We start from the raw sequence: 24898 nt of genomic DNA, 5'->3' as shown, positions 1-24898 counted from the left end.
CGCACCCCTTGCCCTCGCTGCCGCTGATCCGTACTGTTTGCCGGTTCTGGCGAATCGGCTTGCGGGAGAAGAAGTTCAGTGGTTTTGGAGGTTCAGCTCAACGGTAGTGTCCGATGTCGGCATTGTGGAGCATCGCCGGCCATCGACGTGGATCTCGTCGGGCACTGGGGTCTGCTGATCTTCCGGATCGAAACCACCGAGGAAGGCCCGTTCTGCCGCGACTGCGGGCTGGCGACCTACCGCGAGATCACCATCGGCAGTGCGTGGTTCGGGTGGTGGGGCGTGCAATCGATGTTCTACAACCTTGGCGGATTCGTCGTCAACGCTAGGAACCGGCGCCGTATCGCCGCCCTGCCCGCGCCCGAGACCGCGTGGGGTCATCGGCCGATGGATCCGGGCAAACCATTGTTCCGACGTGTCGGCGCCCTCGGTTTCACGATCCCGTTTCTCGTCGCGCTCGGGGTCGTGTTCACCGCGTACCTGGGCGATCAGATCGAGATCGAGGAATCGATGCAGCGGGTCACCGCCGGGCAGTGTGTCGGCCAGTTGACGGTCGGCTGGTTCCGTGACGAGATCCGATGGCAGAAAGTCGCGTGCTCCGACCCGGCGGCGGCCGGCAGGGTGTTGCGCAAAGTGACAGGGACGGCGACGGATCCTGCGGACGCGCTCGACTGTGCTGGGCTGCCGACGACGCTGTTCGTCCACTCCGAGCGGGATTTCGTTGTCTGTATCGGTCCACGGAACTGAGTGGGTGCGGTCGGCGTCTGTGCGGGGATGCGTGGTGGTCGAGGTGTTCAGGGTGTTCGGGGGTGGATCGGGCCGGTCAGGGTGGTGAGGGGGCGGGCCGAGGTATTGGTTCGGGTGGCGAGGATCTGGGCGAGGATGGAGACGGCGGTTTCCTCGGGGGTGTGGGCGCCGAGGTCGAGGCCGAGAGGGCTGTGGATGCGGGCGATGGTGGTGGGGGAGAGGCCGTGGTCGTGGAGGCGGGTGGTGCGGTCGCGGTGGGCTCGGCGGGAACCGAGGGCGCCGATGAAGGCGACCGCGGGGAGGTCGAGGGCGGTGGCCAGCATGGGGACGTCGAATTTGGGGTCGTGGGTGAGGACGCAGACGACCGTGCGGTCGTCGATGCGGTCTGCCGCGGCTTCGGCGGCCAGGTAGCGGTGGGGCCAGTCGACGACCACTTCGTCGGCGGTGGGGAAAAGTGCCGGGGTGGTGAAGGTTTCGCGGGCGTCGACGACGGTGACGCGGTAGCCGAGCTGGGTGGCGGCGGTGGTGAGGGCACGGGTGTAGTCGTTGGCGCCTGCCAGGATCATGCGGGCGGGGGAGCGGAACACCTGGACGAAAGTGCGGGGACGGGTCGCGGCGGCAGGCGTGCAGTCCTGGGCGCCGACCATGCCGTTGTGGCCCGCGGTGAGCAGCGCGGCCGCGTCCTGGTCGAGACCGCGCCACGGCGAGACCTGCCCGGGCCGCAGTAGCCGGCGATCCGGGGTGGATTCGAGAGTCGTGGCGTAGGCGATGGGCTGGTGCGCGGTGAGCGCGGCACGCAGCTCGCGAAGCCGTGGCAGATCGGCGTGGTCGAGCCGTTCGACGAAGACCTCGATCTCCCCGCCACACGGCAGTCCGACGGTGAGCTCGTCGGCTGCCGCGAACCGCTCCACACAGGCCGAGCCGTCGGCGAGCACCTGTTGGGCCGTCACCAGCAGGGCCGCCTCGACGCATCCACCCGAGAGCGAGCCGACGACCCGACCATCCGGGGACACCACCATGGCGGCCCCGGTGTCGCGCGGCCCCGCCCCGATTCGATCGACGATCCGGGCCAGCGCCACGGGCCCGTCGGCGAGCAGACCGAGCACCTGTCCGAGCAGATCGCGCATCGCCCACCGGCCTCTCCACCGACTGTGACCTTTCAGTCCAGCCTAGCTAACCGCGAGCATCCCGGCGCGGCGAAAGCTCAGTCGAGGATCTCGCGGTGCTGCAGCCCGGCGGGCACGACGCCCTGGTGGAAGAACTCGTGGAAGATCTGCGCCGCGTACTCGGCGGTGAAGACCTCCTCCGGGTACACGTAGGTGTCGTCGTCGCCGTGTGGCACGTAGACCGTGGGTAGCCCGAGGCGGCTGCCGGGGAACCCGAGGGTGTACCGGCGCGGCAGATGATCGACCGTCGTGCGCAGCTGCAGCGTCATCGCGTCGGCCGAGCCGGTGCAGCGCAGCGCCAGATCGCCGCGGGCCGCGCTCACCGAGGCCGTCACCTCGGTGGCGGGCATGGGCTCGGGCAGCACCGTCAGATCGAGCGCGAAGCGCTGATGACCGTCCATCCGGCGCAGAGGGCGCAGGAAGCTGTCCACGTCCTCGTGCGGGCCGATGAAGACCTTCAAACGGTCGCTGTAGGTCACGCGGTGGGTCGTCATGACCACCTCACCGCCGACGGATTCGGTATCGGACGGGGAAACAGGCCGGGGGCCCGCGACGCCGACCGCGCGCACGGGCAGGACCCGGCAGGCATTGGCCTCGGGAGACGAGAACATGTGAAGCTCACCTACTCACACTCGGTTACTCGCTAGCAATCTAACCATCGGGCTCGGGTTGTGATCTATAACATTACCGTGATGCAGATCACAAAGTGCCCGTTGTTTAGATGCAGTTATGGGCGAGTCCGGTTCGCAGCGGACTTTTGGTCGGTTTCGTGCCGATAAACCGGGGTGAGTAGATCCGCATCGACCGGTTCACCGGTCGTGCGGTCGTACCGCACGGCGATGAGAACCGAGAACAGATGCGTGCTCGCCCGCTCGTGCAGCGTCGCCAGCCGGGTGGCCAGCAACCGGATCGCACCCAGCGAACCCGGCGGGTGCAGCCCGTCGATGAGCATCACGGTGCCGCGCCGGTCGGGGCGGGGCAGCCGGGCCAGATAGGCGATGTCGTGTGGTTCGGTGCCGCCGGGCCGGTAGACGCGGCGCGCGGCCCGGTCCTCGATGCCGCGCCGGGTGTCGCCCGCGCGGGTGACGGTGCGCCGCAGTCGTGGATCGGCCGCCACCAGCTGACGCAGGCTCGGCGACAGCTCGGGCCCGCCGAGGACCACCAGGCCGTCGCGATTGAGATCGATGGGTCTGCCCGGCAGGAACGTCTCGACCGTCGCCACGAAACCGAGCTGGCGCAGCAGCTCGGCCAGCCGTTGCGCGGCCGCCGGATCGGGTGCGCCGAGCAGCCTGCCCGTGCGGACCTCCGGGGCAAGCACGGTGAGCGTGCCGTGCCCGAAGAACAGTCCTTCGGGTACCGGACCCTGGGTGCTCACCTGGTGGATGCGCGCCCGCGACAAGCCCGCTGCGGCGCCGATGCGGGCGAACGTCCAGCCCTCGGCGTGGAGTTCGCGGATCACGGCGCGGCGGATCCTGGTGAGTTCGTTGATGGTCTGCTGGGCAGCCGCCACCCCGTCGGTGGCTGCTTTGAGTCTCTCGACCTTGTCTTCGATCGCGAAGACTCGTGCCACGTCATCGGCCGACATGTGCGAAGTCTAGACAGCTGGACGGCGATTCGTGTCTATAACGATTGACATCGAATGTCTTGGCGCACAACGCCGATCGAGGTATGCCTGTCGGCAACCACAAAGACGGCGAGGTCGGCGCGGACATCGGCGCTACGCGCGATCGAGTGGCAAATGACGACCGTGTGGTCTGTTCGCCGGTGTCAGGTGGCGTCGGAGTCGATCGGCGGCCGCTCGTTGTGCTCCAACGGCTTCGGCGCCTTCGACAACGAGGGCCCGCTGCCGGGCATTCCGCTGCTCGTGCCGAACAGCTCCTTGCGGTCCGGCACGGCCTTCTCGAGATCGCGCAGCACCGAGTCGTCGCCGCCCAGCAGGTGCTTGGTGACCGCGGCCCGCGGTGTCATCCCGCGCAGCTCGTTGAGTTCGGCGAGCGGTTTGCGCAGCTCGTCGAACTCCGGGCCGAGTTCCTGCTTGAGCGTGGAGGTGGCCCCGCTGGCGTAGTCGCGCACCTGACGCAGCGACGACGTGGTCCAGCGGATCGCCCCGGGCAGGCGCTCCGGGCCGAGGATCACGAGGGCGGCGACGAGCAGGATCATCATCTCGCTCCACCCGATGTTGCTGAACACGATCCCAGGTTACCCGGCGCGCGTCGTCGCAGCTCAGTCGGATTCGAGGGTGACAGGCACGTCCACCTGCCTGCCATCGCGGATCAACTGCACGTTCACCCGCTCGCCGATCTTGTGCGACTGCACCGCGACGACCAGTTCGTCGGGACCCTCGACGACACGGTCGCCGACCTTGACGATCACGTCGCCCTCGACGATGCCCGCCTTGGCCGCAGGTCCGCCCGCCACCACGTCGGCCACGGCGGCGCCGCTGCGCAATTCGTTGGCGACGGCCTTGGTGCGGGCGCTGAGCCCGAGCTGCGGATGGTTGACCTTGCCGTCGCGGATCAGGGTCTGCGCGATGGAGGTGACCACGTCGATCGGGATGGCGAACCCGAGACCGACCGAGTTACCGGTGTTGCTCTTGATAGCGGTGTTGACGCCGATCAGCCTGCCGTCCATGTCGACGAGGGCGCCGCCGGAGTTACCGGGGTTGATCGAGGCGTCGGTCTGCACCGCGTCGATCACGGCATTGGTGTCGGTGCCCTCGCCGCCGAGGCTCACCGGGCGGTGCAGCGCGCTGACGATGCCGGAGGTAACGGTTTTCTCCAGGCCGAGCGGCGAACCGATGGCGAGCACGTCGTCGCCCACCTGCACGTCGTCGGAGCGGCCGAGGTTCGCCTCGGTGAGGTTGTCGGCGTCGACCTTGAGCACCGCGAGGTCGGTCTTGGGATCGCGCCCGACGATCTGGGCAGGCACCCGGGTGTTGTCGGAGAATTCGATCTGGATCTTGGCGTTGCCGGACTTGTCGGTGGCCGCCGCCGAGATCACGTGGTTGTTGGTGACGATGTAGCCCTGCTCGGCGTCGAGGACGACCCCCGAGCCGGACGGTCCGCCGTCACCGATGATGACCTGGATCGACACCACCGACGGCAGCACCGCGTCGGCGACAGCCGCGATCTTGCCGTGCGGGGAATCGGAGCTCTCGCTCTGCTGCAGGGTGACCTTGCGCGAGGTGAGGGTGGACGCGGTCTCGGCGGTGATCCGCCCGACCAGCCCACCGACTACGGCGATACCGAGCGCGATCACGGCGAGCAGAGCCAGCGCTTTCGGCGCGACACGGGAGCCGAACAGCACCTCGCGGGCCGACAATTTGGGTGCGACAGGCAGCGGGGCGGGTTCGGGTGTCTCGATCGCCGGGGCGCCGAGGCGCGCGCCCGCGGCAGGGTCACGCCAGGGGTCGACCGGACCCGCGACGACGATCTTGCGTTCGCCGGAATCGGGTTCGCGCTGCAACAGTTCGTCGGAGCCGTCGGGGCGGGCGAACGCCTCGGCGAGTACACCGTCCGGCGGCCGCCGATCGACCAGTTCGCCGTCGTCGGAACGCTTGCCGCCGCGCATCGGGTCGTGCGGGGCGAACGAACCCGTCTGGCCGTTCGGGCGGCGGAACGCGTGCGCGGTATGGCTGTCGATGTGCGGCCGGTACACCGGACGCGGGCCGAGGGTCGGCGCGTCGGAGGGCCGCAGATTCCCCCGTGACGCCGCCGAATCCGAGTTGTCGGTCGATCCGGGATTCGTCGATTCGCCTGTCACGCCCGTGACTCTACTTGCGCCGCCACGTAGTCCACCGGGCTGCGGGGAACGAATCGGTCAGGAATCCGAGAAATGCCTCGTTACGGCGGGGAGGTTCGGGTGCGGCGGCGGGCAGTTCGGCCAGCGGGATGCGGCTGAGGCTGTCGTGCAGGCTGCGTGGAACGGCGATTTCGCCCGCCCGGCGCAGCGCGATCCGCGCCTGCTGCTGGGCCTCGACCTCGGCGGCGCATTCGGGGCACACCGAGAGATGCTGGGCGGCACGCAGATAGGCGTTCATGCGCAGCTCGCCGTCGACGTAGGCCGCGATCGCCTCGCTGGCCAGATGCTCGGTGGGCTGAAAGCGCGGTGTGCGACCTGAGGATGCTGGATCCACGCTCATGCGGAGTTCTTCCTTCCGACCGACATCAACCCGACCAGGCCGGGTGTGGCCGCTCGCGGCGGTCACCCTGCGTAGGCGTCAGCGGAGTATCGCTGCTCAGTTCCATTATGCGCAAGGTAGTCGCGCAGTGCCTGGCGCCCGCGGTGGATGCGGCTGCGCACAGTGCCGAGCTTGACGCCGAGGGTGGCGCCGATCTCCTCGTAGGACAGGCCCTCGATGTCACACAGCACCACGGCCGCGCGGAACTCCGGAGCGAGGGCGTCGAGCGCCTTCTGCAGGTCCGGGTCGAGGCGGGAGTCGTGGTAGGCGTCCTCGGGCGTCGGTCCCTCGGCGGGTACCCGGTCGTAGTCCTCGGGTAAGGCCTCCATGCGGATGCGATTGCGTCTGCGGACCATGTCGAGGAACAGGTTCGTGGTGATGCGGTGCAACCAGCCTTCGAACGTGCCCGGCTGATAGCTCTGCAGGGAACGGAACACCCGGATGAAGGTTTCCTGGGTGAGGTCCTCGGCGTCCTGGGCGTCGCCGGACAGCCGGTAGGCGAGGCGGTAGACCCGGTCGGCGTGCTCGCGGACCAGTTCGTCCCACGACGGCATCACCGTGCGGTCACCGGTGGCGTCGAAAGCCGCGGTGCCGGTGAGTTCGGCATCGAGATCGTCCTCGACGGACGGCGGAAAGTCGGTGGGAAGGGTCTGGGCGGGCAGTGTGGCGTCGGAACGCGCCGTGTCTACCATCGGGATGGGACACCTCCTACTCGGGACCGCCGGCACGAAACCGAACCGGTCCGGGTCAGCGGACCTTGTCTTGTCAGAAACAACCGCCGGATGTCTGCGGTTGTTCCCGCGTCTCGTACCCGCCGCGATCGGCTGGTGTGGCAACTATTTCCTGTCGCGATATGGGGCACGTGTGGAGACCCTGAGTGGCGCCTGAGAATCCTGGCGCACCCCGACACTCACCCCGCGTGGGCGCCTTCGCTGAATACACATACCCAGTCGGTGACATAGCCTCATAGCTGTGGCATCGAACGTGGAGCGGAACCTGGCCTATGTGGAGGAGTCCGTCGTCGAGGACGAAGTCCTCCTCGACGCGCGCGAGCGGGCCACCGAATTGGGCGCCGCGCCCGTGCCCGCCTCGGTCGGCGCGCTGCTGAGCATGTACGCGCAGATGCTCGGCGCCCGCTCGGTCGTCGAGGTGGGCACCGGCGCGGGTGTGAGCGGATTGTGGCTGCTCGACGGCATGCGTGAGGACGGAACCCTCACCACCATCGACTCCGAACCCGAGCATCAGCGGGCCGCCAAGGAGGCCTTCCGCACCGCCGAGATCGCGCCCGCGCGCACCCGGCTCATCAACGGCCGTGCTCTCGATGTGCTGCCGCGCCTGGCCGACGGCGCCTACGACCTGGTGTTCGTCGACGCCTCGCCCATGGAACACCCGCTCTACGTGGAGCAGGGTGTGCGATTACTGCGCGAGGGCGGTGCGTTCATCCTGAACAACGCGCTGCTCGGCGGGCGCGTCCCCGATCAGTCCCAGCGCGACCCGGCCACCCAGGCGGTGCGTGCCGCGACCAGGGCGATCGCGGAGAACCCCGAGCTCACCAGCGTGCTCATCCCCATCGGCGACGGGTTGCTCTGCGCATCGCGTGGGTAGTCACCCCACCCAGATGCCCTTGCCGACGGTGACGACCCCGCCGTTGCTCACGGCGAATCGTTCCCGGTCGCGGTCCAGGTCCACGCCGATGATCTCACCCTCGCCGACCACCACGTTCTTGTCGAGGATGGCGTGGCGGACCACCGCGCCACGCCCGATGCGCACGCCGGGCATCAGCACGCTGCCCTCCACCGTCGCGCCGTCGTCGATCATCACGTTGGAACTGAGAACCGAATTGCGCACGGTGGCCGCCGACAGGATCGAGCCCGCGCCGACGATCGACTCCTGAGCGAGCCCGCCGCGCGCGAACTTGGCGGGCGGCAGGTTCTCGGCGGCGCCGCGGATGGGCCAGTGCTTGTTGTAGAGGTTGAACACCGGATGCACCGAGACCAGGTCCATGTGCGCCTCGTAGAAGGCGTCGATGGTGCCGACATCGCGCCAGTAGCCCCGGTCGCGAGCGGTGGCCCCCGGTACGTCGTTGTCGGCGAAGTCGTAGACGGCGGCCTGCCCGGCCGCGACCAGCGACGGGATGATGTCGCCGCCCATGTCGTGATCGGAATCGGAGTTCTCCGCGTCGGCGCGGATCGCGTCGACGAGCACGCGGGTGGTGAACACGTAGTTGCCCATCGACGCGAAGGTCATGTTCGGGTCGTCCGGTGTGCCGGGCGGATGGGCCGGTTTCTCCAGGAACTGGGTGATGCGGCCGGACTCGTCGGAGTCGATGCACCCGAACGCGCTCGCCTCGCTGCGCGGCACCCGGATCCCCGCGACGGTGACGCCCGCGCCCGAGGCGATATGGCTGGCCACCATCTGTTCCGGGTCCATCCGGTACACGTGATCGGCGCCGAAGACCACGATGTAGTCGGGGTCCTCGTCGTAGATCAGGTTGAGCGACTGCATGATCGCGTCGGCGCTGCCGGTGTACCAGCGCGGTCCGAGCCGCTGCTGGGCGGGCACCGGGGTGATGTACTCACCGGTGAAACCCGACAGCCGCCAGGTCTGGGAGATGTGGCGGTCCAGCGAATGCGACTTGTACTGGGTGAGGACGCACAGGCGCAGATATCCCGCGTTGACCAGGTTGCTGAGCACGAAATCGATCAGCCGGTAGGCCCCACCGAACGGAACCGCGGGCTTGGCGCGGTCGGCCGTGAGCGGAAACAGTCGTTTGCCCTCGCCACCGGCGAGCACGATCCCGAGTACGTGCGGCTGGCTCCTCACCCTGTCAAAGTACAGGCCCCGGGCCCACCCGGTGGCCCATGTCGACCCGAGCGTCTAACTTTGGACCCGTGAGTGATGGCACCGACGGGGAATCAGCGATCGCGGATCCGTTGCGGGTGGCCATGCTGACCCGGGAGTATCCGCCCGAGGTGTACGGCGGTGCGGGCGTGCACGTCACCGAGCTCACCGCGCGGCTGCGCGCGCTGTGTGAGGTCACCGTGCACTGCATGGGCGCGCCGCGCACGGGGGCGGTGGTGCACCGGCCCGATCCCGAGCTGTACGCCGCCAACGCCGCCTTGCAGATGATGTCGGCCCAACTGCGGATGGCCGACGCCGTGGGCGCGGTGGACGTGGTGCATTCGCACACCTGGTACGCGGGCCTGGCCGGCCATCTCGCCGGTGCGCTGTACGGCATTCCGCACGTGCTCACCGCGCATTCGCTCGAACCGCGCAGGCCGTGGAAGGCCGAACAGCTCGGCGGCGGGTACCGCTTGTCGTCGTGGTCGGAACGCAATGCCATGGAGCAGGCCGACGCCGTGATCGCGGTGAGCGAGGGCATGGCCCACGACGTCCTCGACGCCTATCCCGCCATCGACCCCGGCCGGGTCCACGTGGTGCACAACGGCATCGACGCAGGCGTGTGGCATCCGGGTGCCCCCGCCGGCTCCGAGCAACCGGTGCTCGACCGCCTCGGAGTGCGCGCTGATCTGCCGATCGTCTCGTTCGTCGGCCGTATCACCCGACAAAAGGGTGTCGGCCACCTGCTGGCCGCCGCGGCCGATTTCGACCCCGACATCCAGCTGGTGTTGTGCGCCGGCGCGGCGGACACGGTGGAACTCGAGCAGGAAGTGGCCGCCGCTGTCGACGAGCTGCAAAACCAGCGCGGCAATGTGTTCTGGGTGAAGGAGATGCTCCCCACCGAACAGGTGCGTCAAATCCTCACGGCCTCGACAGTTTTCGTCTGCCCGTCGGTATACGAACCCCTCGGCATCGTGAACCTGGAAGCGATGGCCTGCGCCACCGCCGTCGTCGCCTCGGACGTAGGCGGTATCCCGGAAGTGGTCGCCGACGGTGTCACAGGGCGATTGGTGCACTACGACCCGGTCGCCTCGGGTGACTACGAACACGCACTCGCCGACGCGGTGAACGCGGTGGCAGGCGACGCCGAATTGGCGACGCGCTACGGGCAGGCAGGCCGCGCGCGAGCCATCGCGGAGTTCGACTGGTCGAGGATCGCGGAACAGACTGTGCAGGTCTATCGCGAAGTCATCCGCTGAGAGCCTCCGCGCCACGTGCGCCTCGCTGCATCCCAGCCACACGGCCCCACTCGGGTCCGTCACCTACCGCACTCCAGCCCACACAGCACTCGGGTCTGCCACTTACCGCACTCCCAGCCACACGGCACCACTCGAGTCCGCCACCTACCGCACTCCAGCCCACACGGCACCACTCGAGTCCGTCACCTACCGCACTCCAGCCCACACAGCACTCGGGTCCGCCGCCTACCGCATTGCCCAGCCGCACGGCACTACTCGAGTCCGCCACTACCGCCTTCACAGCCGCACGGCACCACTTAAGTCCGCCATGACCGCATTCCCAGCCCCGTACGACCCGACCTCGAGGAGGGTCCGCCGCGAAGCGGCGCAGCGGCCCGGCCGCGCGAACAGCGCTCGAAGCGCATGCGCGAAGCGCGAGTCTCGAGCGCTGTTCGCGCGGCCCCTCAGGGGCCGCGCTCGAGCGCGCCAGCGCTCCAAAAACACAGCCCAATACCCCCGTGGTGCACAAAACACCGAGGTGTTGTCCGCGCTCAGCCGACAGGTGCGTACCGCGCAACGGTGACCGAAGCGGTGACCTCAGTGATGTCGGCGAGGCCGGCGATGCGTGGGTCGTCCCCGACGGTGGTGTGAAAGGCGGACGGTCCCATGGCGACCACATTGGTGACGTCGCCACGCGACAGCTTCATAGGAAATTCGACAACACCGTGATCGATGCGAGTGAAGGTGCCCGACAGCGCGTCGTCGAGCCGACGCTCCTTATCGGGGTCGACGCGAACCATCCCCAGCGGCTCGATCAACTCGCCCAGATGCCGCGGGGTAGGCGTGACGACGACGAACCGCCCCCCGGGCGCGAGCACACGCGCGACCTCGGCGGGGTTTCGTGGCGCGAAGACGGACAAGACCCCGGCGAGAGCGTCATCGCGGATCGGCAGACCACGCCAGGCGTCGGCCAGGATCGACGCGAGCCGTGGATGCGCACGAGCCGCGCGACGAGCAGCAGGCTTCGCGACATCGAGCGCGATGCCGAGGAGCCCGGGGTGCGCCTCGAGGACCTCGGCCAGGTAGTACCCGGTACCGGCCCCGATCTCCAGCACCGCACCCCCCAGCAATCCGGCGTCGGCCGGCGATGCGGGGCCGTTCGGCGATGCGGGGCCGTTCGGCGATGCGGGGCCGTTCGGCGATGCGGCGCTGGCGGGCGATGCGGCGCTGCTCGGCACCGTCGGGCCGTTCGGCAACGTGGGCGTGCCTTGCGGCCGCGCATTGCCCAGCGTGTCGAACTGACGAGCCGCGGACGGCGTGTATCCGGCCGGGTGCGCGAAGCGGAAAGCTTGGGCAACGGCATCCGCGATGGGCGCGAAGTGTCCCGCACTCTGGAAATCCGCGCGAGCATCGAGCATCGCGGCGGTGTCGCCGGTCATTTTCGTCGAGGCGCCGGTGAGCAGGCCGACGTAACCCTGGCGGGCGATGTCGAAGCTGTGCCGGTTGCCGCACCGCAGTGCGCCTGCGCCGGGCTGCAGGGTGTCGCCGCACTCCGGGCAGGCCAGGAGTGCGGCGACCTCGGTCAGGGCTGTCAGCTGGTGACGCTCTTCAGTTCGTCACCGAGGGCAGCTGCCTCGTCCGGTGTGAGTTCGACGACCAAACGCCCGCCACCCTCGAGTGGAACCCGCATGACGATTCCACGACCTTCCTTGGTTGCCTCGAGGGGACCGTCCCCGGTACGGGGCTTCATGGCCGCCATCCTCTGCTCCCTCCAGATCTGCGCGGTGGAGTGCGCACTACTGTTCTCTGGTCCGCCGGGTGTTCGGCGGGCCACACCGGTCCTATTCTTCCCTATTGCCGACTCGGGCGGACACCTGAGTAGCAAATCTGACTCCGGAGTCGGTTCCTTTCGGTACGGCTTGCACCCAGCAAACGGCCAGGTGATCGTCGACCATGCCGGTCGCCTGCATCAGTGCGTAGGCCGTGGTCGGGCCCACGAAAGCGAAGCCGCGGCGCTTCAATTCCTTTGCCAGAGCAATGGATTCGGGTGTGGTGGCGGGCACATCCGCGATGGTCGCGGGCCTCGGGCGTGGCTCGGGTGCGAACGACCACACCAGCTCGTCGAGGCCTGTCGGCAGGTCGCGAGCAACCCGGGCGTTGGTGATGGCCGCGTCGATTTTCGCGCGGTTGCGGACGATCCCGGCGTCGGCGAGCAGCCGGGCCCGGTCGGTGTCGTCGAATTCGGCGACCTTGGCGATCTCGAAGTCGGCGAAGGCGGCGCGGAAGGCCGGGCGCTTGCGGAGGATGGTGATCCAGGACAGGCCCGATTGGAACGCCTCGAGGCACAGCCGCTCGAACATGGCGTCGTCGCCGTGGAGGATCTTGCCCCATTCGTGGTCGTGGTAATCGCGGTAGAGCTGGGAGCCGGTCGCCCAGTCGCAGCGGACCAGCCCGTCGTCGACGAACTCGCTCACCGTTGCTCCTGGCCCGCTGCCACCTGCGCCTGCCACTGCCGCATCTGCGCTAATTCGAACTCGAGTTCGTCGATGCGCTCGGCCAACCGCCCCAGCGCCCAGTCGACCTCACCGGCCTTGTAGCCGCGCACAACCTGCTGAAACCGCAACGCGCGCACATCCGCCCCCGTGACGCCCTCGGCGGGCAGCACGGTCGCGGTGGTCCCCTGCGGCAACGGACCCAACTCCTCGGAGCGCCCGAACACCGCACTGGCGACCAAGAACAACATCGCCGCGACCAACCCGACGATGAGCACGTACAGAAGCAGCGTCAGCATGCTCCCACCCTAAGCAAGCCCACCGACAAGTCCCGTCCCGCCTCCGCGAATTCAGTGCGGGAGTCAGGCGCGGGTGGGCTTGCGTCGGCGACCGCCTGGTCTCAGAGGTGACGGGTGGTGTCGATGCCGAGGGACATGCCCGCCAGACCACGCTTGCGGACGGCGAGCTTGTCGGCCACCCCGCGCAGAGCCACGGCGGCCGGGTTCTCCGGATCGGAAAGCACGATCGGGGTGCCCGCGTCGCCACCTTCGCGCAGAGCCTGCTCGATCGGGATCTGGCCGAGTAGCGGAACGGTGGAGCCGACGGCGCGGGTGAGGCGGTCGGCGACCACCTGGCCGCCGCCGGAACCGTAGAGCTCCATCCGCGAACCGTCGGGCAGGTCGAGCCAGGACATGTTCTCGACGACGCCCGCGATCCGCTGACGGGTCTGCAGGGCGATGGCACCCGCGCGTTCGGCCACCTCGGCGGCGGCGATCTGCGGGGTGGTGACGACGAGGATCTCGGCGCTCGGGATCAGCTGGGCGATGGAGATCGCCACGTCGCCGGTGCCGGGCGGCAGGTCGAGCAGCAGCACGTCCAGGTCGCCCCAGAACACGTCGGCGAGGAACTGCTGCAGCGCGCGGTGCAGCATCGGACCGCGCCACACCACGGGCGTGTTGCCCTGGGTGAACTGGGCGATCGAGATCATCTTCACGTCATGGGCGACGGGCGGCATGATCATCCGCTCCACCTGGGTGGGCCGGGCGTCGGTGCCGAGCATGCGCGGGATGGAGTGACCGTAGATGTCGGCGTCGAGCACACCGACCGACAGACCGCGTTCCGCGAGCGCGACGGCCAGGTTGGCGGTGACGCTGGACTTGCCGACGCCGCCCTTGCCGGAGGCCACCGCGTACACGCGGGTGAGCGAGCCGGGCTGGGCGAAGGGGATCACCGGTTCGGCGGAGTCGCCGCGCAGGGACTTGCGCAGTTCGGTGCGCTGTTCGTCGTTCATCACGTCGAGGTCGACGGTCACCGCGCCGGCACCCGGCACGTCGGCGACGGCCTTGGTGACGCGCTGGATGATCTCGGTGCGCAGCGGGCAGCCCGAGGTGGTCAGGTACACCTCGACATGCACGTCACCGCTGTCGGCGATGGCGATGCTCTTGACCATGCCGAGCTCGGTGATCGGCTTGCGGATCTCCGGATCGTCGACCTTCGCGAGCGCCGCCCGCACATCCGCTTCCGTAATCACTGCCATATGTCCGATATTAGGCTGCACCGGTTTCCCGGCCGGGTGTGGGGCGCGTGCTCAGTGGATGCGCGGGAGGTCTTGGGGCTTGGGGGCGAGGCCGCTGGAGTAGGAGCCCGACCATGCCATCACATTGGCGACGTAGGCCATGGAGTTGTTGTAGCGCAGGATCGCCTTGGACTGCTGGGACAGGTCGCGCATGTTCAGGCCGCCGTCGCAGAGGTACTTGCCCGCGGTGAGGGCGGCGTCGTAGAGGTTCTGCGGGTCGGCGATGCCGTCGGCATTGCCGTCGGCGGCGTAGCGCTCCCAGGTTTCGGGGAGGAACTGCATGGGGCCGATGGCGCGGTCGTAGCCACCGATGCCGTCGAGGGTGCCGCCGTCGCTGTCGTGGATGACGTTGTTGCCCGACAGGCTGCCGTCGAGGACGGGGCCGTAGACGGCCTTGATCGGGTTGCCGTCGGCGTCGGCTTTGCCGAAGGCGTGGGTGGATTCGACGCGGCCGATGCCCGCCAGCAGGGACCACGACATGCCGCAGTGCGGATTCTCCACGGCCAGTTGTTGTTCGGCGTTCTGGTAGGCGGCCACCGCGATGCCGGGGATACCGAGCGGCCCGGCGGGCAGATCGGAGGCGGCCCGATCGCCGGGCAGCGCAACGGTTTTCACCTCGGGTGTGGCCGACCGCGACTGCTTGGCCTCGGCGTGGACGACCTCGGCGACCTCGGCCTGCGGTGCGGCGGCGAACTCGGGGCCGGTCTCGGTGTCAAGCTCGGGCAGATCGTGCTCCACGGCCGCCATTTCGGCGGTGGTCGTGTCGGTGGCGGCGGCGGTGACGGCCACGAGTCCGGCCGGTACCAAGCCGGTGAGCGCGATGATCGAACTACGTCGAACCGTCGTTGCAGGCTGTTTACGATGACGACCCATGAGCCGAGATTACCGCACCCGAGACCTTTTTGTTACCCCTCCGTGATCTGAATTTCGGTTTGATTTCTAGGGGGCCGGCGGAGCGGGCGGCAGCGGGATAACGATGTTGAACGGCAACGTGATTCCGGGCTGCGGCGCCGGTGCCGGAGCGGCGGGCGGCGCGGGCTCCTCGGTGGGGGCGATACCCGGCTCCGGAGTCTTCTCCAGAGTAGGTGCAGGTGCCGGTGCCTCGGCGGGAGCGGGCTGTTCCGCGGGCGTGCACGCCGCCTGCTCGGTGCGCTCACCGGGCTGCGGGGGAGCGGCGGCGGGATCCTGCGGTGCCGGATTCTGTTGCACCTCAGCACCGAACGTCTGCGGTGCGGGCGCGATGGGGTCGGGCATCTGCGCGGGCAGCGGCTCGTTCACACACACCTCGGGCGCGGGTGCGACCGGCGCGGGGCAGAAGATGCCGCAGGGGATCGGCGGCAAGCCGGGCAGCGTGATCATCACCTGGGTCGGTGTGGTGACCTTCGGTGTGTTGGGCGGCAATTGGTTCGTCGTCGACGGCGGCGCCGCCGTGACGGGTGTGTCGGCCGCGAGCACGTTCGGCGCGACGGTCGGCGCGCTGCCCGGCGGCACGATGTCGGGCGAGATCGACACCTGGCTCGGCGCACCGCCGGTGCGGTAGGCCGCCGACCAGCTGAGCACATTGGCCGCGTACGACATCGAGTTGTTGTAGCGCAGGACGGCACGCAGTTCCTGGGCCGCGTCGCGCAGGTTCAGCCCGCCGGAGCACAGGTACTTGGCCGCGCCGAGGGCGGCGTCGAAGACGTTGTGCGGGTCGGCCGCGCCGTCGCCGTTGCCGTCGGCCGAGTAGTGCGCCCAGGTGCTCGGCAGGAACTGCATGGGTCCGACGGCGCGGACGAAGCCGCCGTCGGCCTCCTTGATGATCTCGTTACCCGGCAGGGTGCCGTCGAGCGCGGGTCCGAAGATGGGGGTGGTCGTGGTGCCCGCGGCGTCGGTTCGACCGCTGCTGGCGTGCCCGGATTCGATGCGCCCGATGCCGGCGAGCAGGTTCCAGGTGAGTCCGCAGCCGGGCTGGGCGGTCTGCATGGCCAGTTCGGCGTTGCGGTAGGCGGCGAGCACGATCTCGGGGATGCCGAGCGTGCCGCTGCCGGGAGGTAGTGAAATCGATTGCAGCGGCACGGTTCCGGCGAAGGGGGCCAGGCTGTTGGCCGAGGGGCTCAGCGCGCGCAGTTTGCGCGGCGCCTCCTGGGTCACCGGTAGCAGGCCGACGATTTCGGACGGATCGCTCTCGGGTTTGTGGTCGGTGGTGCTCTTGTTCGCGGCGAGCAGGGCCTCCGGCGCGCTCGGCGCGGTGCTCGGGTTCGACGAGTGCGCGGCCGACCCCGACGCGACGAGTCCCGCGACGACAAGGGCCGACATAGTTATCGGAGCAGAGATTCGCATTGCGGCCACACCAACCCTTTACGTCGAAGCAGCGGCGCCGCAGAGTCCCCCCTCCGGCCCGCCCGGAACAACGTGATCCAGGTTACCCATCGGTCAGGTACTTACAGAGCATTTCCGGTTACTCATCTGGAGCACCTGGCGAAACCGGGGGCGAAGACGGCGTTTGACCGGAGGTTTTCTTGCGGGCGCCTTTTCGCTTCGCCTCCGTCTTCGGCGCGCCGTCGAGCATTTCCTTGATCTCTTCCAATTCGCGCCGGAGGTAGTCGCGGGTGGCGACATCGCCGACGGCCAGGCGCAGCGCCGCCAGCTCACGGGCGAGGAACTCGGTGTCGGCCTTGGTCTGCGCGGCCCGGGTGCGGTCCTCCTCGAGCGAGACCTTGTCGCGATTGTCCTGCCGGTTCTGGGCGAGCAGGATCAGCGGCGCCGCGTAGGCCGCCTGGGTGGAGAAGGCCAGGTTGAGCAGGATGAACGGGTACGGGTCCCAGCGCAGCGCCACCACGAAGACATTGAGCAGGATCCAGACGATGACGATGATGGTCTGGATCGCCAGATAACGCCCGGTGCCGAGGAACCGGGCAACCCGCTCGCTGCTGCGCGCGAACGCCTCGGAGTCCCAGTCGAAACGCAGCCGGGTACCGCCCGGTGTCTCCAGCCGCTGCCGGGCCAGGTTCTTCTCGCTCACGCGTGTCCTTTCGGCTGCTCCGCTGATGCCTCGAGGCGCTGACCTCTCATGCCGGTTTCCCGTCGGTGTCGATCGGTGTCGGCTCGGTCTGTTCGAGCGGCGGGGTCTCCTCTTCGCGCCAGTCCTCGGGCAGCAGATGGTCGAGCACGTCGTCGACGGTGACCGCCCCGAGCAGGTGGTTCTCGTCGTCGATCACCGGCCCGCAGACCAGGTTGTAGGTGGCGAAGTAGCGGGTGACGGCCGAGAGCGGCAGTTCGGGGGTCAGAGCGGCCAGGTCGGTGTCGACCATGCCGCCCACCAGGTGCGCGGGCGGCTCGCGCAACAGGTGCTGGATGTGCACGCAGCCCAGGTAGTTACCGGTCGGGGTGGCCGTGGGCGGCCGGACGACGAAGACCATCGAGGCCAGGGCGGGGGTGAGGTCGGGATCGCGGACGCGGGCCAGCGCCTCGGCGACCGTGGTCGACGGACTGAGGACGACCGGTTTGGTGGTCATCAGGCCACCCGCGGTGTCGGGGGAGTGGGCGAGCAACCTGCGCACCGGTTCGGACTCCTCCGGGTCCATCAGGGCGAGCAGCGATTCGGCTTCGCTCTCGGGCAGTTCGCCGAGCAGGTCGGCCGCGTCGTCGGGGTCCATGGCCTCGAGCACGTCGGCGGCCCGCCGGACCTCGAGGTGGCCGAGCAGGTCGACCTGGTCGTCGTCGGGCAGTTCCTGCACCACATCGGCGAGGCGTTCGTCGTCGAGGGCGATCGCCACTTCCACGCGGCGCTTCTCGGGCAGCTCGCGCAACCGGTTGGCCACGTCGGCGGCGCGCAGTCCTTCGAATTGGGCGAGCAGCGCGGTGACATCCTGGCCCGGCCTGCCGACGGCGGCCGGTGTCAGGCCGCTCACCGACGACCAGTCGACCACATGCACCGTCCGCCTGCGCCCGATCCGCCGGTGCCCGCGCACCGCGATCCGGCCGACCACCCAGTCCCGGGTGCGGGTCTGCTCGATGCCCAGATCGGCGACGAACACGTCCACGTCCTCGAGATCGGGTAGGTCCGGGTCGTGCACGTGCACCCGGGTGTCGACGATCTGGGCCAGCGCGAGCAATTCGCCCGCGCGCTGGGCGAACCGGCGCAGACTCACGGTTCCGGTATTGAGCGTCACCACGCCCGGCTCGATCGCGGTGACCCGCAGCATCGGCACGAAAATTCTTCGGCGCGTGGGCAACTCGACGACCAGGCCGTGTACGCGCGGCGGTTGCCGCCCGAACCGGACGGCGACGACCGCGTCCCGGACCCGGCCGATAGACTCGCCGTCCGGACCCAGCACTGTCAGGCCGGCGAGCCGGGCGACGTACACCCTGGTGGTTGCCATGACCTCAGGCTAGTAGTAAGGAGCGTGCTCCCATGAAGCCCCGCCGTTCGGTGCTCGCCGTGCCAGGCAGTAGCCAGAAGATGATCCACAAGGCGATGGGACTGCCGGTCGACGAGGTCTTCCTCGATCTGGAGGACGCGGTGGCGCCCGAGGCGAAGGTGTCGGCGCGCGCCAATATCGTGGCCGCCCTGCACGAACCGGGCTGGGGCGGGAAGCTGCGGGTGGTCCGGGTCAACGACTGGACGACCGAATGGACCTACGCCGACGTCATCACGGTGGTGGAGGGCGCGGGCCGCGAGCTCGACGCGATCCTGCTGCCCAAGGTCACCGACGCGGGGCAGGTGCGGGCGCTGGATCTGCTGCTGACCCAGCTGGAGAAGGTGTGCGGGCTCGAGGTCGGGCGCATCGGCATCGAACCGCAGCTCGAAAACGCCATGGGCCTACGCAATATCGACGAGATCGCCACCGCCAGCCCCCGTGTGCAGGCCCTGGTCTTCGGTCCCGCCGACTTCATGGCGAGCCTGAATATGCGCACCCTCGTCGTCGGCGAACAGCCGCCCGGCTACGACACCGGCGATGCCTACCACCACATCCTGATGACCATCCTGCTCACCGCCCGCGCCCACGGCCTGCAGGCCATCGACGGTCCCTACCTGCAGGTTCGCGATGTCGACGGCTTCCGCCGGGCCGCCGCGCGCACCGCCGCGCTCGGCTTCGACGGCAAATGGGTGCTGCACCCGGACCAGATCGACGCCGCCAACGAGATCTTCAGCCCGCGCCAGGAGGACTACGACCGCGCCGAATTGATCCTCGAGGCCTACGCCTTCCACACCTCGGCCGCCGGTGGTGCTCGTGGCGCGGTGATGCTCGGCAATGAGATGATCGACGAGGCCTCCGCCAAGATGGCACAGGTCATAGCCGAGAAGGGCCGCGCCGCCGGAATGAGCAGGACCACCCGTTTCACTCCGCCACAACCCGGCCAGGAATAGCAGAATGGGACTATGACGAATCCCTTGGGCAACTCGAACCGCGGGCGGCAGGCGTTGCCGACGCCGCCGTCGGGCTGGCCGGTCGGGTCGTATCCGACCTACGCCGAGGCGCAGCGCGCGGTCGATTACCTGGCCGACAACCAGTTCCCGGTGCAGGACGTGACCATCGTCGGCGTCGACCTGATGCAGGTGGAGCGGGTGCTGTACCGGCTCACCTGGGGCAAGGTCATCGGTGGCGGGGTGGTGTCGGGCGCCTGGCTCGGCCTGTTCCTCGGCCTGCTGCTGAGCCTGTTCACCACCACCGGTGGGGCGCTCGGTCCGCTGGTCGTCGGTCTGCTCGGCGGCATCGTGTTCGGTGTCATCACCACGTCCATTCCCTACGCGGCGACCAAGGGGCAGCGCGATTTCGCGTCGACCATGCAGTTGGTCGCCGGTCGCTACGACGTGCTGTGCGACCCGAAGACCGCCGAACGCGCCCGCGACATGCTGGCCCGATTGGCGCTGTGACGCAATGGATGTGGTGAATTCGGTCCGCACCGCGGTGCTGGACCACTACGAGGTCGAGCGTGCCGGTGTGGACTCCGCGTCGGTGACGTTCCTCGGGCTGGAACCGATCGAGATCCTGCGCATCCCCGGTGACGGTGTGGTGCACTACGCGACGCTTGGCGGGTCGCGTCATCCGATGGGCGATCCGGCCGACCTGCTCGCCGATCCGGTCCGTGGCCCCCGCGCCGAACTCGTGCTCACGCTGCTGGCCGCCGCCGGGCCGCAGGCGGGCCTGGTTCGTTCACTCGGCGTGCTCGTGGCCACGCCGTCGGTGGAAGGCGTTGTGCTGCAAGCCGACGCGCTGCTCGATCTCGGCGAACCGTTGTGGCACAACGGGCCTTTCACCGCGGTGCTGCTCGGCGAGAGCGAGGTGCCCGAGATCGTGCTGCCCGAACCGGCCGAACCGGTGCGCTACCTCAGCGTCACCCCGGTGACCGCCACCGAGGCCGCCTGGGTGCGGGTGCGCGGCGCGCAGGCATTGCGGGACGCGTGGGCCGAGGCGGGTATCGACGTGCGCGATCCCGGACGCGGTGCGGTGAACCTCTAGAGCCACTTGTTGCGGCGGAAACTGCGGAACAGCAACGCGCACAACACGGCCATCAGTGCGACCACCGCCGGATAAGCCCACCGCTGGTGCAGTTCCCACATGTAGTCGAAGTTCATGCCGTACACACCCGCGATCATGGTCGGCACCGCCGCCATGGCCGCGTACGCCGAGATCTTGCGCATATCGGTGTTCTGCTGAACGCTGATCTTGGCCAGCGCCGCGTTGACCAGGCTGCTCAGCGCCTCGTCGAAGTAGGCGATCTGTTCGTTGACGCTGACATGGTGGTCGGCCACATCGCGCATGTAGCGCCGGAATTCGGTCGGTACCGGCAGGTCCTGGTTGTTCACCAACCGCTCCAGCGGAACGCCCAGCGGTGACACCGCCCGACGCAGCTCGACGACCTCGCGTTTGAGCTGGTAGATCGATTCGATGCCCACCTTGGAGTTCGGTGTGAACACCGCCTCCTCCATCTCGTTGACGTCTTCCTCGATGGATTCGGTTGTCTCCACGTAGGAATCGACCACGTGATCGGCCACGGCGTGCAGCACCGAGGGCGGACCCATCCGCAGCTGATCGGGATGACCCTCGAGTGCCCTTCGCACGCCCGACAGGCCGGTGTGTTCGCCGTGGCGCACGGTGATCGCGAAATGGGGGCCGGTGAAGACCATGATGTCGCCGGTCTCCACGATCTCGCTGATGGCGTGCATGTCGTGTTCCACATAGCTGACCGTGCGCATCACCAGGAACAGCGTGTCGTCGTAGCGTTCCAGCTTGGGCCGCTGACGCCCGACCACGGCGTCCTCGACCGCCAGCGGATGTAGCCCGAAGATCTGGGCGATGTCGTTCATCTGCGTCTCGTCGGGATCGTGCAGGCCGACCCAGACGAAGCCCGAGTCGGTGCCGCGCGCCTCCGCCAGCGCCTGCTGCGGGGTGAAGCGGCCGGGTAACCGCTTGCCGTCGACGTAGACACCGCAGTCGACGATGGCACGCGCGGTCGGCACCGGTACCCGTGGCCGCGCGGTCGTCGCGGCACGACCCGTCTTGTGAAAGTTCGGCAGTGACGGGAAGGAAGGCACATCCGGATGTTACGGGCAGGTCGACGACCGCACACCGGCCGACACCGCACTGTAAGACTGAGTGTGTGCGCATCGACCTGCATACCCATTCCACCGCCTCCGACGGCACCGACACACCGGCCGAACTGGTTCGCCACGCCGCCGCGGCCGGGCTCGACGTCGTCGCGATCACCGACCACGACACCACCGGCGGGTGGGCCGAGGCAGAAGCGGCGCGTCCGCCGGGACTCACACTGGTACGCGGGATGGAGATGTCGTGTACGGGCATGGGGGAGGACGGTTTTCCCGTTCCGGTGCACCTGCTGGCCTACCTGTTCGACCCGGCCGACCGCGGCTTCGCCGAGGAACGTGAACGCTTGCGGGCCGAGCGCATCGCACGGGTGCGTGCCATGGCGGAGTTGATGGTGGCCGACGGGCTGCCGATCGATCCCGAGGCCGTGCTGGCCGGTGCCGGACCGGCCGCGGGGCGTCCGCATCTGGCGCGGGCACTGGTCGCGGCGGGTGTGGTGGCCAGTGTCGACGCCGCGTTCGTCGACCTGCTCGCCCCGCACGGGCCGTACTACGCGGAGAAGGTGGACACCCCGTTGCCGCGCGCGGTGCAGCTCATCGCCGACGCGGGCGGGGTGAGCGTGCTCGCCCATGTGCGGGCCCGCAAACGGGGCAGGCTGCTCGCGCTCGACGAGATCAGGAACCTGGCCGGGCTCGGTCTCACCGGCCTCGAGATCGACCATCCCGATCACAGCGACGCCGATCGCGCGGTACTCACCGAGCTGTCCGGCGAGCTCGGCCTGGTGCGCACCGGGTCGTCGGACTACCACGGCAGCAACAAGACCATCGAGATCGGCGCCTGCCGCACCGATCCGGAACAGTTCGAGGTATTGATCGGCAAGGCGAGCGGGGTTCCGGTGATCTCGTCGTGACGGCGGTCCGGGCGCTGAGCGGGGTGGTCGCGGGCGGTGTCGTCGCGCTGCTGTGTGTGGTCGTCGGTGCCGCGCTGATCGGTGCGCGCCGCGACTTTCCCGGGCCTGGCGGCGAATCCTTGACGTGGCATGTCCTGGTGACGGTGGTCGTGGTCGGGGCGCAGATCGTCGCGGATCGGCGGCGCGGGGCGGCGGCTCTGGCCGGGTCGGCCGTCGTGTTCGTGACGACCGGCGCCCTGCTGTGGACACAGTGGTGGGGATGACAGTCCGCTAATGGTTGCGGAAGGGTGAACTGTGCCCGAATATTTCTCAGTATGGGCAACCTGGAGACGGATGTTCTGATTCTCGGCGGCGGACCCGCCGGGCTCTGGGCCGCCGTCTCCGCGGCCGCGCACGGGGCGCGGGTGGTGCTGGTCGACAAGAGCCGGAGCGGTTCGAGCGGCCCGGGTGTCTACGGTGCGACCACGGTGTGGGACATACCGCCTGGTCAGGCACGGGCCGAAGCCGTGGAGCGCGCGCTGGTGCGCGGCGGTGGCCTCGGTGATCCGGCCTGGCTGCACCGCGTCATCGACGAGGCGCACGAGCGGTTGCGGAACTGGTCGGGCAGGCAGGTCGCCGACCCGCGACGGATCCGGTTCGACGGTGCGAGTTACCTGCGCCGACTGCGTCGCGGCGCCCTCGAAGCCGGCGTGCGCATCCTCGATCACCACCCCGCCCTGCACCTGCTCGTCGATCGCTCGGGCCGGGTGGTCGGAGCCTCAGGGGTGCAGCGGCACAACAACTTTCAGCGCTGGACGATTCGTGCGGGCGCCGTGGTCGTCGCCACCGGCGGCTGTGCGTTCGGGTCCGGCGGCGCGGGCACCGAGGTGAACACCGGAGACGGCCTGCTGATGGCGGCGGAGGCCGGTGCCGAGCTGTCGGGCATGGAATTCTCCACCGCCTACGTCCTGGCCCCGGTGCTCGCCCGGGTGCACCCGCATCGCACGATCGTCAGTGGGCTCGCGGTGCGTTTCACCACGTTCTACGACGAATCCGGGGCCGAGCTTCCCGGCCGCACGTCCGCGGCGCTGGCCGCCATCGCCGACGGCAGGCGGGTCTTCGCCGCGCTCGACGACGTGCCCGAGGTGGTCGGGCACTGGCTGCGCAGGCAAGGCGCGGTCGACGCGGCGGGCCGGGTGCCGGTGCGCGCGGTGCTCGACGGCACCGTGCGCGGCTCCGGCGGGCTGGCTCTCACCGGCGCCGACTGCGCGAGTACCGTGCCCGGGCTCTTCGCCGCGGGCGGGGTCGCCGGTCGTGAGGTCGTCGCCGGTGCTGCCGGGTGCTCGGGCGGGTTGCGTGGCGCCTGGGCGCTCGCCTCGGGTAGCTGGGCGGGAGAGGGCGCCGCCCGCGCGGCCACCGCCTTCCGTGACGATGTCGCCCTGCCACCTGCGCCCGGGGCCGGACTCGGTCCACACGCCCACATCGACCCGCGCTCGGTGATCGGACTCGTCCAGGAACACACCTTGCCGTTGCGCCGCAGCTTCCGGCGCAGCGCCGACAGCCTCACCGACAGCATCGCCGAACTCGACGCCATGTGGCCCGGCGCCCGGTTCGAGCTCGGCGGAACCGGTGCCGAGCGATTGCGCGCCCGCGAGGCCGCCGCTCTGCTCGCCGTCGCCCGGTGGGCCGGGTACAGCGCCCTCGCCCGCACCGAGAGCCGTGGTATCCACCGGCGCATCGACCATCCCGATGTGCTGGCCGAGTGGCGGCTCAGGTTGCGCTGTGGTGGCCTCGACGAGGTCTGGGTGCGCCCGGAGCAGCGGCCCGACCCGCGCGGCGGCGAGCTCACCGCGAACACCACCGTCACGGTGTGACTGTTCACCGGTGACCGCACCGGTGCTGCGAGTTTTCGCTAACTCCACGGCAATTCGACACGGCTACGCTCGACGGATGACGCCCAGCTCGTTGACACGCCGCACCGGTTTGGCAACCGGTCGGCCGAGCTGGCAGAATGGTGCGAATTCCCTTCCCTTGCCACCGCCGGGTTCGGGGATGTTGGAGACCGTCCGCGTCGCGACGCACCGTCGTGGCCGAAGGTCGACCCGTTTGCTCGCCCGGACCACCCGTCCGGCTCCGCTCCGCGGTTCAGTGTCGCGCCCCGCATCCGGTTCCGTCCGGAAACGCGGGCGGCCGCGCACCCGATGAGCGTCATGTATCCCGTATTCCAGATAAACGCG

Annotated in this window: 27 protein-coding genes; 9 read left to right on the top strand and 18 right to left on the bottom strand. The window is 69.1% G+C overall.

What is annotated here, in order from left to right:
* Positions 1–147: 147 nt before the first annotated feature.
* A complete protein-coding gene (locus HYG95_RS03290) occupies positions 148–747 on the top strand; it encodes a hypothetical protein (RefSeq protein WP_181696538.1) in 600 nt (199 codons plus the stop codon).
* Positions 748–794: 47 nt separating this feature from the next.
* Here the strand turns inward: HYG95_RS03290 and HYG95_RS03285 are convergent, their stop codons facing one another.
* The 7 genes from HYG95_RS03285 to sigE all read right to left on the bottom strand — a co-directional run bounded on the left by HYG95_RS03285 (position 795) and on the right by sigE (position 6785).
* Positions 795–1874 carry an XdhC family protein gene (locus HYG95_RS03285; RefSeq protein ID WP_181696537.1) on the bottom strand — a complete coding sequence of 360 codons (1080 nt, stop codon included), beginning with the start codon at positions 1872–1874 and terminating at the stop codon, positions 795–797.
* A 77-nt stretch (positions 1875–1951) separates the two neighbouring features.
* Positions 1952–2524, bottom strand: coding sequence for a hypothetical protein (locus HYG95_RS03280; protein ID WP_181696536.1), 573 nt, complete (start codon positions 2522–2524; stop codon positions 1952–1954).
* Positions 2525–2640: 116 nt separating this feature from the next.
* On the bottom strand, positions 2641–3498 hold the full coding sequence (locus tag HYG95_RS03275) for a hypothetical protein (protein WP_067485776.1): 858 nt from the start codon (positions 3496–3498) through the stop codon (positions 2641–2643).
* A 182-nt stretch (positions 3499–3680) separates the two neighbouring features.
* A complete protein-coding gene (gene tatB, locus HYG95_RS03270; RefSeq protein ID WP_067485778.1) occupies positions 3681–4103 on the bottom strand; it encodes a Sec-independent protein translocase protein TatB in 423 nt (140 codons plus the stop codon).
* Between the two features lie 33 nt (positions 4104–4136).
* On the bottom strand, positions 4137–5675 hold the full coding sequence (locus tag HYG95_RS03265; protein ID WP_370465664.1) for a S1C family serine protease: 1539 nt from the start codon (positions 5673–5675) through the stop codon (positions 4137–4139).
* A gap of 10 nt (positions 5676–5685) precedes the next feature.
* Positions 5686–6054: a hypothetical protein gene (locus HYG95_RS03260; protein WP_181696535.1), complete on the bottom strand. Its 369-nt coding sequence runs from the start codon at positions 6052–6054 to the stop codon at positions 5686–5688.
* Between the two features lie 62 nt (positions 6055–6116).
* A complete protein-coding gene (gene sigE, locus HYG95_RS03255; RefSeq protein WP_225278783.1) occupies positions 6117–6785 on the bottom strand; it encodes an RNA polymerase sigma factor SigE in 669 nt (222 codons plus the stop codon).
* 280 nt (positions 6786–7065) lie between these two features.
* Here sigE and HYG95_RS03250 point away from each other — a divergent pair, with 280 nt between their 5' ends.
* Positions 7066–7698, top strand: coding sequence for an O-methyltransferase (locus HYG95_RS03250; RefSeq protein ID WP_067485784.1), 633 nt, complete (start codon positions 7066–7068; stop codon positions 7696–7698).
* On the opposite strand, the gene glgC is transcribed toward HYG95_RS03250, so the two are convergent.
* Entirely contained in the window at positions 7699–8916 is a 1218-nt protein-coding gene (glgC, locus tag HYG95_RS03245) for a glucose-1-phosphate adenylyltransferase (protein WP_181696534.1), read from the bottom strand. It lies immediately after the preceding gene.
* 110 nt (positions 8917–9026) lie between these two features.
* On the opposite strand from glgC, the gene glgA reads away from it, so the two are divergent.
* On the top strand, positions 9027–10193 hold the full coding sequence (gene glgA / locus HYG95_RS03240; RefSeq protein ID WP_181696767.1) for a glycogen synthase: 1167 nt from the start codon (positions 9027–9029) through the stop codon (positions 10191–10193).
* 530 nt (positions 10194–10723) lie between these two features.
* On the opposite strand, the gene HYG95_RS25085 is transcribed toward glgA, so the two are convergent.
* The 9 genes from HYG95_RS25085 to HYG95_RS03195 all read right to left on the bottom strand — a co-directional run bounded on the left by HYG95_RS25085 (position 10724) and on the right by HYG95_RS03195 (position 18604).
* Positions 10724–11737 (bottom strand): putative RNA methyltransferase, encoded by a 1014-nt coding sequence (locus HYG95_RS25085; RefSeq protein ID WP_370465677.1) that lies wholly within the window; start codon positions 11735–11737, stop codon positions 10724–10726.
* Positions 11738–11763: 26 nt separating this feature from the next.
* Positions 11764–11931, bottom strand: a complete 168-nt coding sequence (locus tag HYG95_RS03230; protein ID WP_011211259.1) for a DUF3117 domain-containing protein — start codon at positions 11929–11931, stop codon at positions 11764–11766.
* A gap of 82 nt (positions 11932–12013) precedes the next feature.
* A complete protein-coding gene (locus tag HYG95_RS03225; protein WP_181696533.1) occupies positions 12014–12646 on the bottom strand; it encodes a DNA-3-methyladenine glycosylase I in 633 nt (210 codons plus the stop codon).
* Positions 12643–12963 carry a DivIVA domain-containing protein gene (locus tag HYG95_RS03220; protein ID WP_181696532.1) on the bottom strand — a complete coding sequence of 107 codons (321 nt, stop codon included), beginning with the start codon at positions 12961–12963 and terminating at the stop codon, positions 12643–12645. The genes HYG95_RS03225 and HYG95_RS03220 overlap by 4 nt, the downstream gene beginning before the upstream one ends.
* A gap of 101 nt (positions 12964–13064) precedes the next feature.
* Positions 13065–14201, bottom strand: coding sequence for an Mrp/NBP35 family ATP-binding protein (locus HYG95_RS03215; RefSeq protein ID WP_181696531.1), 1137 nt, complete (start codon positions 14199–14201; stop codon positions 13065–13067).
* Between the two features lie 51 nt (positions 14202–14252).
* Positions 14253–15113 carry a lytic transglycosylase domain-containing protein gene (locus HYG95_RS03210; protein WP_181696530.1) on the bottom strand — a complete coding sequence of 287 codons (861 nt, stop codon included), beginning with the start codon at positions 15111–15113 and terminating at the stop codon, positions 14253–14255.
* A 66-nt stretch (positions 15114–15179) separates the two neighbouring features.
* Positions 15180–16562 (bottom strand): lytic transglycosylase domain-containing protein, encoded by a 1383-nt coding sequence (locus HYG95_RS03205; RefSeq protein ID WP_181696529.1) that lies wholly within the window; start codon positions 16560–16562, stop codon positions 15180–15182.
* 118 nt (positions 16563–16680) lie between these two features.
* Complete coding sequence (locus HYG95_RS03200; RefSeq protein WP_181696527.1) at positions 16681–17244, bottom strand: DUF1003 domain-containing protein; 564 nt, start codon at positions 17242–17244, stop codon at positions 16681–16683.
* 46 nt (positions 17245–17290) lie between these two features.
* Entirely contained in the window at positions 17291–18604 is a 1314-nt protein-coding gene (locus tag HYG95_RS03195; protein ID WP_181696526.1) for a magnesium transporter MgtE N-terminal domain-containing protein, read from the bottom strand.
* A 32-nt stretch (positions 18605–18636) separates the two neighbouring features.
* Here HYG95_RS03195 and HYG95_RS03190 point away from each other — a divergent pair, with 32 nt between their 5' ends.
* The 3 genes from HYG95_RS03190 to HYG95_RS03180 are packed head-to-tail and all read left to right on the top strand — an operon-like array spanning position 18637 to position 20686.
* A complete protein-coding gene (locus HYG95_RS03190; protein ID WP_181696525.1) occupies positions 18637–19593 on the top strand; it encodes a CoA ester lyase in 957 nt (318 codons plus the stop codon).
* A gap of 12 nt (positions 19594–19605) precedes the next feature.
* Positions 19606–20100 (top strand): general stress protein, encoded by a 495-nt coding sequence (locus tag HYG95_RS03185; protein WP_067486041.1) that lies wholly within the window; start codon positions 19606–19608, stop codon positions 20098–20100.
* A 4-nt stretch (positions 20101–20104) separates the two neighbouring features.
* On the top strand, positions 20105–20686 hold the full coding sequence (locus HYG95_RS03180; protein ID WP_084456740.1) for a suppressor of fused domain protein: 582 nt from the start codon (positions 20105–20107) through the stop codon (positions 20684–20686).
* Here the strand turns inward: HYG95_RS03180 and HYG95_RS03175 are convergent.
* Positions 20683–21762 carry a magnesium and cobalt transport protein CorA gene (locus HYG95_RS03175; RefSeq protein WP_181696524.1) on the bottom strand — a complete coding sequence of 360 codons (1080 nt, stop codon included), beginning with the start codon at positions 21760–21762 and terminating at the stop codon, positions 20683–20685. The two genes, HYG95_RS03180 and HYG95_RS03175, sit on opposite strands and share 4 nt — an antisense overlap.
* A 65-nt stretch (positions 21763–21827) precedes the next feature.
* Between HYG95_RS03175 and HYG95_RS03170 the strand changes: the two genes are divergently transcribed.
* From HYG95_RS03170 to HYG95_RS03160, 3 genes are read left to right on the top strand one after another with little or no spacing between them, the layout of a single operon-like run.
* On the top strand, positions 21828–22682 hold the full coding sequence (locus HYG95_RS03170) for a PHP domain-containing protein (protein WP_181696523.1): 855 nt from the start codon (positions 21828–21830) through the stop codon (positions 22680–22682).
* Positions 22679–22945 (top strand): hypothetical protein, encoded by a 267-nt coding sequence (locus HYG95_RS03165; RefSeq protein ID WP_181696522.1) that lies wholly within the window; start codon positions 22679–22681, stop codon positions 22943–22945. The genes HYG95_RS03170 and HYG95_RS03165 overlap by 4 nt, the downstream gene beginning before the upstream one ends.
* Positions 22946–22996: 51 nt before the next feature.
* A complete protein-coding gene (locus HYG95_RS03160) occupies positions 22997–24535 on the top strand; it encodes an FAD-binding protein (RefSeq protein WP_181696521.1) in 1539 nt (512 codons plus the stop codon).
* Positions 24536–24898: the final 363 nt, after the last annotated feature.

Source organism: Nocardia sp. GTS18, from assembly GCF_013839555.1.
GTDB lineage: Bacteria > Actinomycetota > Actinomycetes > Mycobacteriales > Mycobacteriaceae > Nocardia > Nocardia rosealba.
Note: the sequence above shows the minus strand (reverse complement) of the source record. Positions and strands in the feature narration are given on the sequence as shown.